This is a genomic window from Methylophaga sp. UBA4204, from assembly GCF_002379485.1.
In the GTDB taxonomy this organism is placed as follows: Bacteria; Pseudomonadota; Gammaproteobacteria; order Nitrosococcales; family Methylophagaceae; genus Methylophaga.
This window is the reverse complement of sequence record NZ_DFTU01000067.1, coordinates 9087-24095: the sequence shown is the minus strand read 5'-3', so window position 1 is coordinate 24095 and position 15009 is coordinate 9087. Positions and strand designations below refer to the sequence as shown.

The window sequence follows — 15009 nt, the reverse complement described above, 5'->3', positions numbered from 1 at the left end:
CACTGAACCTGCCAATCCCAAGGCATCCTTCACTTCTCAATTCAAACAACGAGGAGTGACTATGGAACCTGTGAGTATTCCGTCCTATATCGATGATCCGCCGCACTTCCTGCTTTGGAGTGCCGATGAGATGGCTCCCATTCTGTTGGGGCTAGTGATCGGCATTTTTACCGGTAATGCCTTGGTTTTATGCCTGTTGGGGTTGGTGACAACCAAGCTCTATCGGCGTTTTCGTGATGGTCGCCCAGATGGTTTTATTCTTCACGCCATCTACTGGGCCGGACTGTTGCCAACCAAAGCCAAGACGATCCCTAACCCATTTATCAGGAGCTATCTGCCGTGAAGTTCGACGTGTTTTTAAAATCATGGCAAGGCACGCAATTAGAGAACCGATGGCAGCGGTTCCTGATTGCAGTGCTGGTGCTATCTAATTTGCTGCTTGCGGTAGCGGCATTTTCTCGCAATACCGTGGTGGCCATTCAACCACCAACCTTGTCTGAAACGGCTGAAGTGTCACGAAACCAGGCCACTCAGCCTTACCTGGAATCTTGGGGACTCTACCTGGCTGAGCTTATGGGCAACGTGACGCCGGGCAATGTGTCCTTTATCCGGGTTGCTATCGAGCCGCTACTTTCACCTGCGGTGTACCAGCAAGTGGTCGATGCACTGGAAATTCAGGCAAGGCAAATCCGAGAAGACCGAGTCACGCTCAAATTCCAACCCAGACAGGTGGAGTATGAGTATGAAACCGGCCATGTCTTTGTGACCGGTTATTCCTTGGTCTCTGGACCATCTGGAGATGAACAGCGCCAAACTCGCACCTATGAGTTTGACATCGATATTGAGCAATACCGTCCAAAGCTCAGTTGGATGGATACGTATGAGGGGCAAGCTAGAACGAAGCGCGTTCGTGAAAAGTTGACCCAAGAGCAAAACCGGAGGGTGAATGATGCGAACCAAAATTAATCGATGGATAACACCAAACTTAATCGCAATGAGCTTGAGTGGCGTCCTGTTATCTCAAGCGTCGTATGCAGACGTGGAATTGCCGATTGTGCCAGCTAGTGTGATGAAGCAGCCCGCTACAGCAAATTCGCCGGTTCAAACCAATACGGTTTCAACGGATGTGCCAACAACGTTACTGATGACACCGGGGGTTAATGAACTGATCCCTGTAGCACTTGGTCATCTGAATCGGATTGTGACGCCGTTTGAATCGCCTCAGGTGAGAACAACCAGTGATGCTCAGACGCAAATCAAGGGGAATGTTGTATATGTGGCCACGGACAAAGAATCACCGGTTTCACTTTACATCACACCGCCTGGTCAGGAAGCGCCCGCATTATCAGTCACCTTAGTACCTCGTCGTATTCCACCGCGTGAAATCACCTTAGCGATTGATGGTCAGCAGTGGCCCATTAAGGGCGTCGTGAACCGAAAAGCCGCCACTTGGGAAACGGCTCAGCCATACGTCGATAGCTTACGTGATTTACTCAGACGCCTTGCACTAAATGAGTTACAACAAGGCTATGACATCCGTTTAGCTGGCCAAACTGACACAAGCCCGAAATGTTTTCAGCCGGGCTTAAAGTTTGGTTTTAAGCAGGGGCAAATTGTGACAGGCCATTATTTCACCGTCTATGTAGGACTGGTTGAAAGCTTTGCCGATGGGCCGATAGAAGCCAGTGAAATAGCCTGTCATGCACCAGATATAGTGGCAAGCGCCTACTGGCCTCGCAATATCTTGTTGCCGGGTGAAAAGACTGAGTTGTATGTGGTTGTTCGCAATCATCGTGAAGAAGCGGTGGAAAGTCAGCGACCTTCGCTTCTTGTGGGAGGTGAATAACGATGAAAGCACAATGGGAACAAATGAGCCCGAACATGAAGCGGGGCCTATCGGTTGCTGGTATTGCTGGTGGTCTCATCCTTATGGTGATGGTGTTTTCACCTAATCCTGACGATGACTCAAGTAGTCGGAACCGACAGGAAACGATCCGGCACATTCTTACGGATACCAATACTCGTGATGTTGGGGTCGATAGTTTGGCTGCGAACGTAAAACTACTCAGTGAGCGCAATGAACAGTTACGTCGTGAAGTTGAGCGCTTGCGTCGTGACGTCGATTCAGGACGGCTAAGCCCAGGTTCGCCTTCTATACCAAGTGAAGTCAATGCGGAGCTGGCCCGCCTTAGAGCGGAACTTGATGATGTTCGCGCTGGAGGTGATGCAGCAGTTGAAGGCACAAATAGCCGCTTTGAAGTACCTTTATCTGCCATGGAATTGCCTGAAGAAGAAAAGCCATTGCCGTCTAACCCAGACGACTATTTTGCCAATGCGCCACTTCCTGATCCGCTCTATCAGCAGCCAGCCAATGGCCAAGGTACACGAGCTCGGGATGTTCCATTGCCGCCAATCACGATTCGTATGATTGAGCCTGAAGTGGTTGCTGAACCAGAGGTTGTTGTGCAAGAAGCGCCGCCTTTGTATTTACCGGCGGGCAGCATCATCTCAGGTACTTTGATCACAGGTTTGGATGCACCTACTCACGAGTCCGCAAGACGCGAACCTTTTCCTGCATTGCTGAGGATTCAAAAGGAAGCCATTTTACCCAACCGATTTAGAGCGGATATCAAAGAGTGTTTCTTGATCGCCGCAGGTTACGGTGATTTGAGCTCTGAGCGTGCTTATTTGCGAGGCGAGACCATTTCATGTGTGAGAGAAGACGGTGGCGTCATTGAAACACGACTGGATTCTTATGCTGTAGGTGAAGACGGCAAAGCCGGCATTCGTGGCCGATTGGTGTCGAAACAAGGCCAGCTGGTGGCCAAGTCGATGATGGCCGGATTCCTTCAGGGCTTGGCTGGCGCATTTGATGTAAATCCTGTTCCGACGATTCAGACGGGTAATGCCGGTGATACTCAGCTGTACCAGCAAGTCATGAGCCAAGAAGCATTACAAGGCGCTGCGATTAAAGGCACAGGTAAAGCATTGGATAGAGTGGCCAAGTTCTATTTGGACATGGCTGAAAATATGTTCCCAGTCATAGAGGTAGACGCTGCAAGGAAAATTGAAGTCATAGTCACTCGTGGTGCCTCGTTGTCGTTGGCCACTTCTCAAGGGGGTGGTGCAAGAAGATGAAAAAATCCTGCATGTTGCTAACCGATCGAAGTCCGTTTCAGACAATAAGATGTGTATCCAGAGGAGAGTTAACCATGACGACATCAATGCAGAACAACCCAAAGCACCAGTCAAAACAGTGGTCTAAAGCTGGATTACTTTTATTGGCAGTCGGCTCAACCTTATTGTCTGGCTGTAGTTCATTGGGTCTTGGGAGTAGTGAATATGGATGCCCAGGTATGCCTGACGGTGTGCGCTGTTTATCTGCTCGTGAAGTCTATGAGCTTACCAGTTATGGCGCTGCACCCAAGACGATTGATGCTGTGGCGACTCGAATTGGTTCTCCCTCTGGGTATTCACAATCTGATTTAGAGACAGGACTGCTGAGCCATCCAGCATTACCCGAGACGCAGCAATCTGCACCTATTCGCATTCCTTCAAGGGTAATGCGGATTTGGATTGCGCCTTGGGAGGATGACCGTGGAGATCTGAATTTATCCAGCTACGTGTTTACCGAAATTGAACCGCGCCGGTGGGATATTGGGGTGTCAGCACCTCGAACGGTTTCGCCAGTGCTACGTCCACTTCAGACTCAAAGCGATTCAGCCTCAGCGGGAGCTGATGGTAAGCGCGATAACTTGAGTATCTACGGAGAAACTAACGAATGACAAATGCAGTTCGCAGCATTCAGACTCAGCGCCTAATGACCATTGGTGCGCTTGGTTTAATGGCGTTAATGATTTCGGAGCCCTCATTTGCAGGCACCGGTGGTGATGCTTTCACCGATGTGTGGGATACCCTAAAAGATTGGACCCAAGGTACTTTGGGACGGATCGTAGCGGGAGCCATGGTTCTGGTGGGTATTGTGGGCGGTATCGCTCGCCAAAGCTTGATGGCCTTTGCCTTGGGCATTGGTGGCGGTATGGGTCTCTACAACACACCAACAGTCGTTGAAAGTGTCATGTCTGCAACTTTACCTGTTGTTGCTAGCACTCAAGAAGTCATTGGCACAACAATTCCAGCAATCAGCGCCGTTTTACTGGGCACCTTATAACAATAAAAAACGCCCAAGCGGCCAGATTTCTGACGGCTTGGGCGTCATCCCACCCCGTCCCCGATTACCATGACGGCGTTTCAGTTAATAGGTTTCCCATTCACTTAGCTTGATTACAAGCAGCGGCCATGAATACCGAAAAGAATGCTAGCGCCGCCACTGCAAAAGGCAGTTAGCGGGGCTTTTCTTGAGGGAGCACATTCAAACAGGCTACTAGCCTGATATTTTGAGATTTAGGCGCTCGTTTCTTTTGAGTTAGAGTTACACACTACCAAACAGCTGGATGAATATCAGGAATGATGGCGCTTCATTTGTTGTGTTCATGAGGTTAAAAATAATACGCTTGACCTTCCCATCATGGTAAGCCCTAGACTGTTTAATATCTGAACCAACAATGAGAAATACATCATGAGCATTCATAAAAACCAGCTCTCCAGCAATGCTGAAGCCCGGGTTAGCTTACCTATTGAGGGTATGACCTGTGCAAGTTGTGTAGGACGAGTTGAAGCAGCTTTAAACAAAGTTGAAGGCGTCGTAAACGCAAGTGTCAATCTTGCGACTGAGCTGGCGGATATTCATCTTAAAGCTCCTGTTGATCGACTGAAGTTAATCGAAGCAATTGAAAAGGTAGGATATGAAGTTCCTGTAACATCCGTTGAACTTTCAGTGCAAGGTATGACATGTGCTTCGTGTGTTGGCCGTGTTGAAAAGGCACTCTTAGCGGTTGATGGTGTAAAGGCGGCAACGGTTAACCTTGCAACTGAGAGGGCAACTATTCGCGGAGTGGCTGGCATAGAGGATCTCATATCTGCTATTCAAAAAGTTGGCTATGAAGCCCGTGTCATCGATACCCAAAATCAGGTCAGTAATGAGTCTGAAGTAAGAAAGGACGCAGAGAAGGCTTTATTAAAGAAAGATTTAGTTATTGCAACAGCACTGGCTCTGCCGGTATTTGTTCTCGAAATGGGATCTCACATGATTCCAAGAATGCAACACTGGGTGATGAATACCATTGGGATCCAGGAAAGCTGGTACGTCCAGTTTGTATTGACATTGTTAGTCTTAGTGGTTCCAGGTCGTCGATTCTACATGAAAGGCATTCCTGCTCTTACGCGGCTTGCTCCTGACATGAATTCACTGGTCTCTGTCGGGACTATTGCTGCTTTTGGTTATTCTGTGGTTGCTACGTTTGTACCATACCTTTTGCCTGAGGGTACCGTTAATGTGTACTACGAAGCTGCTGCAGTGATTGTCGCTCTCATTCTTTTGGGACGATTTATGGAGGCGAGAGCTAAGGGGAGAACGTCTGAGGCTATCAAACGCTTAGTAGGCTTGCAGGCTAAGGAGGCGCACGTGCTCCGTAATGGCGTAATGAATGATATTCCTGTCAAAGACGTTGTGCTTGGAGACATTATCGAAGTTCGCCCGGGAGAAAGGATTCCGGTCGATGGAGAGGTAAGTGAAGGTACCAGTTTTATAGATGAATCGATGATAACTGGTGAGCCTATACCAGTGGAAAAAATCGTTGGCAGTGGAGTTGTCGGAGGGACTGTGAACCAGAAAGGAGCACTGAGGTTGCGTGCTACTGCGGTTGGTGGTCAGACAATGCTGTCACAAATCATACGGATGGTAGAACAGGCCCAGGGGTCAAAGTTACCTATACAAGCTGTTGTGGACAGAGTGACATTGTGGTTTGTTCCAGCTGTGATGTTGGCAGCACTTTTTACATTCCTGATTTGGTTAGTATTTGGTCCATCACCAGCCCTGTCTTTCGCATTGGTTAATGCTGTGGCAGTGCTAATCATTGCATGTCCATGTGCAATGGGACTCGCGACACCGACATCTATCATGGTTGGTACAGGTCGTGGTGCAGAAATGGGAATTTTATTCCGCAAGGGAGAAGCCCTACAGTTACTCAAAGATGCCAAAGTTGTTGCTGTAGACAAAACCGGAACTCTGACTGAAGGTCGTCCAGTCATGACAGATCTGGAACTAGCTCAGGGTTTTGAACGTAATGAGGTATTAGCAAAAGTTGCCGCAGTTGAATCACGTTCTGAGCACCCTATTGCTCGCGCTATTGTTGAGTCGGCAGAAGGAGACGGCATTTTACTGCCAGAGCTTACTGAGTTTGATTCAATCACTGGTATGGGAGTACGAGCGACTGTTGAAGGGAGCCTTGTAGAAGTAGGCGCTGATCGATTTATGCGTGAGTTAGCATTGGAGGTAACGTATTTTTCCCGGATTTCTGAACGCCTCGGGAATGAGGGGAAATCACCTCTCTATGTTGCTATAGATGGTCGGTTGGCTGCAATTATTGCTGTAGCTGACCCTATTAAATCAAGTACTCCAGTAGCTATAAAGGCATTACATCAGCTTGGTCTCAAGGTCGCCATGATTACCGGTGACAATGCGAATACAGCTCAGGCTATTGCTAAACAATTAGATATTGATGAAGTGGTTGCGGAAGTGTTACCTGAAGGCAAAGTTGAAGCGGTGCGTCGACTGCAAGAAAATTACGGTAAAGTTGCTTTTGTCGGCGATGGGATAAACGATGCCCCGGCACTTGCAGTTGCAGATATTGGACTTGCAATTGGTACAGGAACAGATATAGCCGTGGAGTCAGCTGATGTTGTCTTAATGTCAGGAAACTTGCAGGGAGTTCCTAATGCTATTGGATTGTCTAAGGCAACAATCGGTAACATCAGACAAAATCTCTTTTGGGCATTTGCTTACAATGCAGCATTGATTCCAGTGGCTGCAGGACTGCTATACCCAGCTTATGGAATACTGCTCTCTCCAATTTTTGCAGCAGGGGCGATGGCGCTATCAAGCGTGTTCGTTCTGGGAAACTCATTGCGTCTGCGTCGGTTCCAGCCTCCTTTGGTTGAGGACGCTGAGCATTAACGCTGAGCATTAACAAGGTGGGCTTATGAATATCGGAGAAGCATCGCGTAAATCAGGAATATCCACCAAGATGATTCGTTATTACGAGCAAATTGGATTAATCCCTGCCTCCGAGCGTACGGAGTCAGGTTATCGTAAGTATGCTCTCAATGATGTTCATAGATTGGTTTTTATTCGTAGTGCCCGAGATCTCGGGTTCTCTCTGGAAGATATAGAAGGCTTGCTTACGTTATGGAATGACAAATCTCGCCAGAGCATTGATGTTAAACGCCTGGCTCAGGAGAACATTGCTGACTTAGAACGACGTATGGAAAGTATACGTCAAATGACTGAGAAACTACGAGTTTTAATCCGGAGTTGTGCTGGGGATGAGCGGTCAGAATGTCCTATTCTTAGGACATTAACCAATGCTTCGGGCAAAGCCCGCACCGTAAACCGAGGAGGAGCGGTACAGCGCCGCTCTGGAGATAAGCTGAGCGGCAAAATGTAGTACTTTAAATTGGCCCATAATGGTGTAAGACTACGCAGTTTTAACACCATCACATTTTTTTCATTTTAAACAAGCGCGTGGCATCACTAATGCCCCCCTAAATGGTTGGTTGGTGCGGTTAAGGAAAGATCGCTATCACTTTCATCAGCTGTCAATTTTTGGACTATGCAACATTTATCTATGCTGCGGTCAGCGCTACAAAAAGCATTCAGCTCCTTACGTTGCTCTTCTAACGCTACTAATTCTTTGATTCGATGCTGAATGTGAATTAGGTGGGCGTTGATGATTGCATCTATCGGGCCACATTCTTTACCCTGATTATTGATTGCTAACAGCAAAGCGCGAATTTCCTCATGGGTCATATCGAGAGAACGGCAGCGGCGGATGAATAGTAGTTTTTCAAGACGGGTTTTGTCGTAGTGACGATAATTATTTCCTATGTCTCGTAAAGGTGCCTGCAGTGGACCTTCTTTCTAGTAGTAACGAATCGTTTCTACCGGACAGCCTGCTTTACGCGCCAACTCACCAATTTTCATATATCCCTCGTTTGAACTTGACTCTGTAGTTAGATTAGGGTCTTCAGTAGTCAGTATAGTAAACATATTGGGCAAGTGGTCCCGCAAAAAAGTAAAACTCTAGTAGGAAGGAAGCTGCTAGTTGTATTTAAAAATTAAGCTTGGTTGTGGGAGGCAAGATTCAGAAATCAGGCGAATTGAACAAGGCGAATGGTCATTTGTATGTTCATAATGATTGCAACCATTCGCATGTTGAAAAAGACCTAAATCATGATAAGCCTACTTACAAAGGTTGTGGCCATGACCATGACCAGAAATCGCATGATCAAGATGATCATGGCCTTAGTGGAGACTGTTGCGCGGCTGCGCCTACAAAGATTAAATAATCTGGGGGGGGCGAACTGAAATCCGCATTATGCAAATGGATTGTCCTGTAGAGGAAAAACTGATTAAAAAGAAATAAGGGGATGTATATGGCAGTTATGGGCCTTAATTCTAGACAGTGGCCAGATATTGAACGACAATTAACTTGTCCGGTCGGCGACAACTATGTTGGCCGGTTGATCTGATACCGTCCGTCACGGATTCCATTAGGAGATAACCGTGTCGGGCAAACCCATCACAGATCAACAAATCAGGTTATATATGAATGAACGTAAACAAGGTCAAACCCAGCTTGCCGCTTCGGCAAAGTCTGGTTTATCAGAGCGATCAGGTCGCCGCATAGACAGCGGTGAACTGAACACAGAACCAACCCCCAAGCGTCAATGGCGCACTCGCAAAGACCCGCTTGCTGAGGTCTGGTCATCGGTGCTGGTACCACTACTCGAAGCGAACCCTGAACTATTGCCGCTCACGTTGTTTGAATACCTTCACGACAACTACCCCAATCAGTATGACAACACCGTACTGCGCACGTTGCAGCGACGTGTCAAAGCATGGAAGGTCAAACATGGCCCCGCAAAGGAAGTCATGTTCCGCCAAACTAAAGTGCCTGGGCGTTTGGGTTTATCGGACTTCACGCTCTTGAAAGGGGTTACGATTACAATACTTGGGCAGGTATTTTGCCATTTGCTATACCACTATCGCCTTGCCTTTAGCGGCTGGACGTACGCCAAAGTCATTTGCGGTGGTGAAAGCTATACCGCCTTGTCTACAGGGCTTCAGAATGCCTTATGGCGCAGTGGTGGCGCACCCCTTGAACACCGCACCGACAGCTTGAGTGCCGCCTTTAACAATCTGGCCGAGAAGGAACAGCTTACCGTTCGGTACGACGCCTTATGCCACCACTATCAACTCAAAGGCAGTCGTAACAACCCCGGCAAGAGCCATGAGAACGGTACAATAGAAGCGGCACACGGGCATTTAAAGCGACGTATGACTCAGGCCTTGCTGCTGCGAGGCGATACTGATTTTACGTCCCTTGAGGCCTATCAAGCCTTCGTGGATGGTATTGTCACCAAGATTAACCAGCAATGCCGCACCCGCTTTGAACAAGAGCGGCCGTTATTGCAGACACTGCCAAAACGGCGCACTCATGATTATGCGGAGCACAGTGTTCTGATTAGCAGCAGTAGCAGCTTTGACCTCAAACGGGTGACCTATACCGTACCGTCTCGCTTTATCGGCGAGCGGCTGTATGTTCAGCTGTATGACGAGCGCTTGGATCTGTTCAGTGGGCATGAGCAGATACTCAGCTTACCGCGTGTTTATGCCACCACAACCCAGCGCGGACGCAGTGTCGATTATCGCCATGTTATCGACTCCTTGGTTAAAAAGCCGGGGGCCTTCCGTTACTCGCAGCTGCGCGATGACTTATTACCCACCCCGGACTACCACCGTATCTGGCAGTATGTTGACGGCACACTGAATCCCCATGATGCCTGCCGTTACATCGTGCGCCTGCTGCACTTGGCCGCGACAGCTCAGTGCCAAGATAGCCTTGGTCGTTACGTACTCAAAAGCATTGAGGGGGGTGAATTACCCAGCAACTTACAGTGCAATAAGCGCTTTAGTACAGACACGGCCGTGATTCCACTCATTACGGCAAAGCAGCACCTGCTGGCTGATTACGATCAGCTGTTATGTGTGGAGGTGCAACATGGCTGATCTTGCCTCCCTCCCGATTCTCTTGAAGGAATTAAAGTTAAGTAGCTTCGCCCAGCACTGGGAAGGCCTTGCACAAAAGGCGCTGGATGAACAATGGTTACCGCAAACCTACCTTGCGGCTTTGTGTGAACACGAAGTGGGTGAGCGTCATCACAAGCGTTTACAACGCTATACCCGCGAAGCACAACTGCCACCGGGTAAGCCGTTGAGCCAATTTGATTTTAGTGTGGTAGAGGGGATTAATAAAAATCAGCTTATTGCCCTGGCGGATCAACAGCAGTGGGTTAATCAAGCCGAGAACGTGTTGTTGTTTGGTGCCAGTGGTGTGGGTAAAACCCATCTTGCCTGTGGTATTGGCTATGCCTTGTTGGCGCAAGGGGTGCGAGTAAAGTTCACTAGCGCTACCCATCTTGCTCAAAGCCTTCAGCAAGCAAAAGCGGCGTTGGTATTGACTGACGTGCTGGCTCGCATGGACAAATATACGGTGCTCATCATTGATGATATTGGCTACGTCAAAAAAAGCAGCCAAGAAACACAGGTATTGTTTGAATTGATTGCGCACCGCTATGAAACGGGCAGTTTGATTATCACCTCAAATCAGCCTTTTAGTGGGTGGGATCAGATCTTCGACGACAACATGATGACGGTGGCGGCGATTGATCGGTTAGTGCATCACGCCACTATTTTAGAGATAGGTGGCGAAAGCTACCGTAAAAAGGCGTCAATGATGAGAAAGGAGATGCCTATCGCTAACGACAATTAAACATCGTCAACCGGACAAGTTAATTGACGCGAACCGGACAAGGTAGTTGACGTTCAATAAATGAATTTGACTCTCAAAACTGCAATGGTCCAACTATCAGTATGAACGATGACACCTTGAGGCTGCCCTCGCCAGAACAGCGCCATGGTCAGCACATCGCATATGATGATGATTTGGTTAAAGCAATGGTTCAATGGGTAGATAATTTTTTGAACACTAGATGATCAGTGGAGTCAGATGAATTAAGTCGGCATTTATTTTTGAACTTTAAGAATTATTTATTATTAAACCATGTGGGAAATCTAAACGATCAAGATTTTAATATCATACAAAAAATCTATCGACTTCTCTTGACCTTCCGGTTAGGGGAAGGTTTAACCTGAAGTTAGGTGGGGGCTGGTGAGATTTTTGGGAACAGGTTAATGGTTACTTGGTTCAATGGATTAGGAAATTTCCTTCAATAAATGTTACCCGAAACTATGTTACTTAAAGCTAACTACAGTATTAGTAAAAATCATTTGGGAGGTGAAGATGAACATTGGTGATGCAGCCCGCTTATCGGGAGTTTCGGCGAAAATGATTCGTTACTATGAGGAGGTTGGGCTAATACCATCAGTCTCCAGAACAGAGGCTGGTTATCGGATCTACAAAGATGCCGATGTTTATAAGTTACATTTTATACGTCGATGTCGAGATCTCGGTTTTTCTCTGTCACAGGCAGGAGAGTTACTTTCTCTTTGGGGAAATCATTCGCGTCAGAGTGCAGATGTTAAAAGTATAGTTGAATCTCATATTAATGATTTAACCTTAAAAATTGAAGAATTTCAACGTATGGCATCAATTCTTACCACACTCTCTGCTTGCTGCGCGGGAAATGAAAAACCCGACTGCCCAATACTGAAGGCTCTCTACCTCGCGGATACTTCCCATCTGCAGGACATAGAAAGCTGCCCTTAAACTTTCGACTCCCTTCAATGTTATTAGGTGATCGCCATGGGTGGGAATACGCAGTTTAGCTCGAAAGCTAGACCTTTGTCGTCAGGATGAGGTCGCATGCGGCCTGATTTTTAATTTATTAAAATTCATATGATTAAAGTCAACTTTATTTAATCAGTGCTAACAAGTAAGTTTGTGAGTGATTGGAAGCTGCTGTGGTCAAAAGTCGAAAAGAAAAAAGTACCGAAGCGAACTCCAAGTGTTTATTGGGTTTGTATAAGTCTCGGAAAATTAGTGGGTTGGTTTGATTCAAAAAGGACGGGACGAGTCGGCAGGGAGCGGTTATGGGAAGGATAGTTTTACCACAAACCATCCTTGAAGGTTACCTGTTAGCCAAGTCTCTTGATCAATGAGATGTGATCAAGAGACAGGCACCTTGGTCAGGGCGCACTCGATTCGGACGATGCAGCTCGTGCAGGTCATGCCCTCGATGGGCAGGCTGATCGCTGCTACGGTGGCACGACCAGCACTTGTTAATGGCATGCTCAAGGTGTCTTCTCAAAATTGAAATTAGACATACAGGGTACTTGAGGGTTACTATGTTGTAAGGTTAAGCCCTATTTTGAGCGCTGCTGGTTTGGACGATTTCGCTGCGCATAGACGCGGCGCGCCTTGGCTCGCAGGCTGTCTCCTGATCTTTGTCGGCGAGTGCGATCAAATTATCGCAGCCTCGTTAATTCTGAACGGCATGAGTAGCTGTTCGAGAGTTGGAATTTTTGAGAAATGACTTTACGCAAACAAGTTAACGCGCCCCGCGGTGCAAGCGACGATCTGGCTTCTTTGTCACAGAATGACGTTACGATCCTGGCCGAGACCTTCCGCCTACTGGGCGACCCGTCTCGGTTGAGAATAATGCTGTGCTGCATGAAGGGTTCCTCCTCGGTTGGGGACATCGCGGAATCCCTCGAGCTTTCGCAGTCGCTGGTCAGTCACCACCTGCGGCTGCTGCGTGGAGCCCGCCTTGTGAAGGGGGTGCGCCAGGCCAAGCAAATTTTCTATGAGGTGGACGACAAGCATGTGAACCAAGTGCTGCTGGACATGTCCACTCACATCGTCGAAGAGCACAACGACGATTAGCCGCGGGCGAAGCGCTCGTTGCGATGCGGATTGCGATCTATTACAAGCTGGGGCCGTATGACCGCCCGCGGCTACACTCAATGAGATGAATGCGGGTCCAATTCTGATCAATCAGAAGTTCAGCGCGCTTATCGACCGCAAGTGAGGCCTTATTGAATGCCATCGCGATGACCGCCTCAGCCACAAGTTCGCTGATCTGCGGGCCGACTACATGTACGCCGAGGATTTCGTCTGTCGTAGGATTTGCGATCACCTTGACGAGACCCGCTGTCTCGCTCAATGCACGCGCGCGACCGTTAGCCATGAACGGAAATGTACAGCTACGATATGCGGCGCCCGCGTATTTGAGCTGCTGCTCGGTGCGACCTACCCAGGCGATTTCCGGGCTGGTGTAGATGACGTTGGGGATCGTGTTGAAATCGACATGACCGCGATGGCCTGCAATGCGCTCGACCACAGCGACACCTTCTGCGCTCGACCACAGCGACACCTTCTTCCTCTGCCATGTGCGCTAGCATCAGGCCGCGCACCACATCGGCGATGGCCCAGATACTGGGCACGCTGGTGCGCCATTCGCCGTTCACCACGACGGCTCCGCGCCCATCCAGTTCAAGGCCGACGGCGGCCCGAGTCATAAACGCCAGACCGTTTAAGAACTGCACCTTGTTTTTTCGGAACAGATAGAGTTTGCCTTCGTTGCTCGACTTCACGACCTGATTCTTGCGCTCCAGCATCACAGCCACGTCCATGCGTAGCTCGCCCGTGGACATGATGCCGAGCGCGCCGAAGTGGTGCTTGGCTTGGTCTAAGTTTTTGGACGACTGCAGCAGCGCCTTTGACGGGATGCACCCGATGTTGTTGCATGTACCGTCTTGGGTAGGCTTGCCTTCCTTGGTTTTCCAGGCATCGACGCAGGCGACATTCATGCCTAACTGCTCGGCGCGAATCGCTGCGATGTCGCCACCAGGCCCGGCGCCAATGACGATGACGATGACGATGACGTCGAAGTTCGTGTCCATGATTGAAATCTCCTAGATGTTTTCAGGCGCTTTCCTGCGTGGTGCTCGCGCTGCGGTTTTGGCCAGCCAGCGCCCCGTCCGATCTGGCTCACGACCATCCGAACCTTCCGGCGGGTCATCCTCTATCTGCGTCAGCACTTGGATCTGGGCCAACATCATCACGACCTGATTGTGGACGACCTGCACAGGGTGTGGCCAAGAGGATAGGCGTACTAAATAGCCGCATCGCCGCCACTCATCTTTCGCAGTCCTTAGTATGGTTTGCTAAAAATACATTGCATAAACATATGTTCATGTATTATATTTTACGTACAGTCAACCACCTAATTTCTGCGCGAGGCCCTGATGTCCCAATCGCACGATGAACATGGTCACGACCATGACCACACTCCAAAAGTGACCGGCGCTAACGAACGCAAGGTCTTGCTGTCCTTCTTCCTGATCTTCGGCTTCATGATCGTGGAGGCTGTCGGCGGCGTGCTGTCGGGCTCGCTGGCCCTTCTGGCCGATGCGGGCCACATGCTGACCGATGCAGCAGCGCTGGCTCTGGCATACGCGGCATTCCGGTTCGGGCGCCGACCAGCTGACAGCAAGCGCACCTTTGGCTACCTTCGGTTCGAGGTCATCGCCGGCTTCCTGAACGCTGTGACGCTCTTTGTGATCGTGGCATGGATCGCCTATGAAGCATGGGAGCGACTGCAAGCTCCGCCCGCCATCCTTGCCGGCCCGATGATGATCGTCGCCGTGCTTGGATTGTTGGTAAACGTTCTGGTGTTGTGGATCATGACCCGCGGAGAGACCGATCACGTCAACGTGAAGGGGGCCATCCTGCACGTGATGGGCGACCTGCTGGGCTCGGTCGGTGCCATCGTCGCTGCAGTGGTCATCTATCTCATTGGTTGGACGCCAATTGACCCCATCCTGTCGGTGCTGGTGGCAGCCCTGATCCTGCGCAGCGCCTGGAA

At 49.1% G+C, this 15009-nt stretch carries 15 protein-coding genes and 2 pseudogenes; 14 read left to right on the top strand and 3 right to left on the bottom strand.

Annotation, left to right across the window (positions count from 1 at the left end):
• Positions 1-61 precede the first annotated feature (61 nt).
• The 8 genes from traL (at position 62) to cueR (B3182_RS09770) (ending at position 7565) form a co-directional block, all read left to right on the top strand.
• Positions 62-343 carry a type IV conjugative transfer system protein TraL gene (gene traL, locus B3182_RS09805; RefSeq protein ID WP_000433891.1) on the top strand — a complete coding sequence of 94 codons (282 nt, stop codon included), beginning with the start codon at positions 62-64 and terminating at the stop codon, positions 341-343.
• Positions 340-966 (top strand): TraE/TraK family type IV conjugative transfer system protein, encoded by a 627-nt coding sequence (locus B3182_RS09800; protein WP_000667170.1) that lies wholly within the window; start codon positions 340-342, stop codon positions 964-966. The genes traL and B3182_RS09800 overlap by 4 nt, the downstream gene beginning before the upstream one ends.
• Positions 947-1846, top strand: a complete 900-nt coding sequence (locus tag B3182_RS09795) for a TraK domain-containing protein (RefSeq protein ID WP_349676840.1) — start codon at positions 947-949, stop codon at positions 1844-1846. Before B3182_RS09800 ends, B3182_RS09795 begins: the two co-directional genes overlap by 20 nt.
• A gap of 2 nt (positions 1847-1848) precedes the next feature.
• The gene (locus B3182_RS09790) at positions 1849-3138 is read left to right on the top strand and encodes a TraB/VirB10 family protein (protein ID WP_020745001.1); all 1290 of its coding nucleotides are present in this window, start codon (positions 1849-1851) and stop codon (positions 3136-3138) included.
• Between the two features lie 74 nt (positions 3139-3212).
• Positions 3213-3785, top strand: a complete 573-nt coding sequence (locus B3182_RS09785; RefSeq protein WP_015066557.1) for a TraV family lipoprotein — start codon at positions 3213-3215, stop codon at positions 3783-3785.
• The gene (gene traA, locus B3182_RS09780; RefSeq protein WP_011788478.1) at positions 3782-4171 is read left to right on the top strand and encodes a TraA family conjugative transfer protein; all 390 of its coding nucleotides are present in this window, start codon (positions 3782-3784) and stop codon (positions 4169-4171) included. The genes B3182_RS09785 and traA overlap by 4 nt, the downstream gene beginning before the upstream one ends.
• A gap of 408 nt (positions 4172-4579) precedes the next feature.
• Entirely contained in the window at positions 4580-7075 is a 2496-nt protein-coding gene (locus B3182_RS09775) for a heavy metal translocating P-type ATPase (protein WP_292752605.1), read from the top strand.
• 25 nt (positions 7076-7100) lie between these two features.
• Positions 7101-7565: a Cu(I)-responsive transcriptional regulator gene (gene cueR / locus B3182_RS09770; RefSeq protein ID WP_011788480.1), complete on the top strand. Its 465-nt coding sequence runs from the start codon at positions 7101-7103 to the stop codon at positions 7563-7565.
• 86 nt (positions 7566-7651) lie between these two features.
• On the opposite strand, the pseudogene B3182_RS09765 reads toward cueR (B3182_RS09770), so the two are convergent.
• A pseudogene (locus tag B3182_RS09765) lies at positions 7652-8101 on the bottom strand (Cd(II)/Pb(II)-responsive transcriptional regulator).
• A 582-nt stretch (positions 8102-8683) separates the two neighbouring features.
• On the opposite strand from B3182_RS09765, the gene istA reads away from it, so the two are divergent.
• The 5 genes and pseudogenes from istA to B3182_RS09740 all read left to right on the top strand — a co-directional run bounded on the left by istA (position 8684) and on the right by B3182_RS09740 (position 13025).
• Positions 8684-10189, top strand: coding sequence for an IS21-like element ISSpu15 family transposase (istA, locus tag B3182_RS09760; RefSeq protein WP_063529287.1), 1506 nt, complete (start codon positions 8684-8686; stop codon positions 10187-10189).
• Positions 10182-10952: an IS21-like element ISSpu15 family helper ATPase IstB gene (gene istB / locus B3182_RS09755; protein WP_063529288.1), complete on the top strand. Its 771-nt coding sequence runs from the start codon at positions 10182-10184 to the stop codon at positions 10950-10952. The genes istA and istB overlap by 8 nt, the downstream gene beginning before the upstream one ends.
• A gap of 531 nt (positions 10953-11483) precedes the next feature.
• Positions 11484-11909, top strand: a complete 426-nt coding sequence (cueR, locus tag B3182_RS09750; protein WP_011788488.1) for a Cu(I)-responsive transcriptional regulator — start codon at positions 11484-11486, stop codon at positions 11907-11909.
• Between the two features lie 183 nt (positions 11910-12092).
• A pseudogene (locus B3182_RS09745) lies at positions 12093-12301 on the top strand (IS4 family transposase); the annotation flags it as partial.
• Positions 12302-12671: 370 nt separating this feature from the next.
• Positions 12672-13025 (top strand): ArsR/SmtB family transcription factor, encoded by a 354-nt coding sequence (locus tag B3182_RS09740; protein WP_011788489.1) that lies wholly within the window; start codon positions 12672-12674, stop codon positions 13023-13025.
• Positions 13026-13065: 40 nt separating this feature from the next.
• On the opposite strand, the gene B3182_RS09735 is transcribed toward B3182_RS09740, so the two are convergent.
• Both B3182_RS09735 and B3182_RS09730 read right to left on the bottom strand, forming a co-directional pair.
• Entirely contained in the window at positions 13066-13404 is a 339-nt protein-coding gene (locus tag B3182_RS09735) for a hypothetical protein (protein WP_231401330.1), read from the bottom strand.
• A complete protein-coding gene (locus tag B3182_RS09730; RefSeq protein ID WP_292752602.1) occupies positions 13346-14044 on the bottom strand; it encodes an FAD-dependent oxidoreductase in 699 nt (232 codons plus the stop codon). The genes B3182_RS09735 and B3182_RS09730 overlap by 59 nt, the downstream gene beginning before the upstream one ends.
• A 345-nt stretch (positions 14045-14389) precedes the next feature.
• Between B3182_RS09730 and B3182_RS09725 the strand changes: the two genes are divergently transcribed.
• A partial coding sequence (locus B3182_RS09725; protein WP_292752599.1) for a cation diffusion facilitator family transporter occupies positions 14390-15009 on the top strand: 620 nt, incomplete at its 3' end.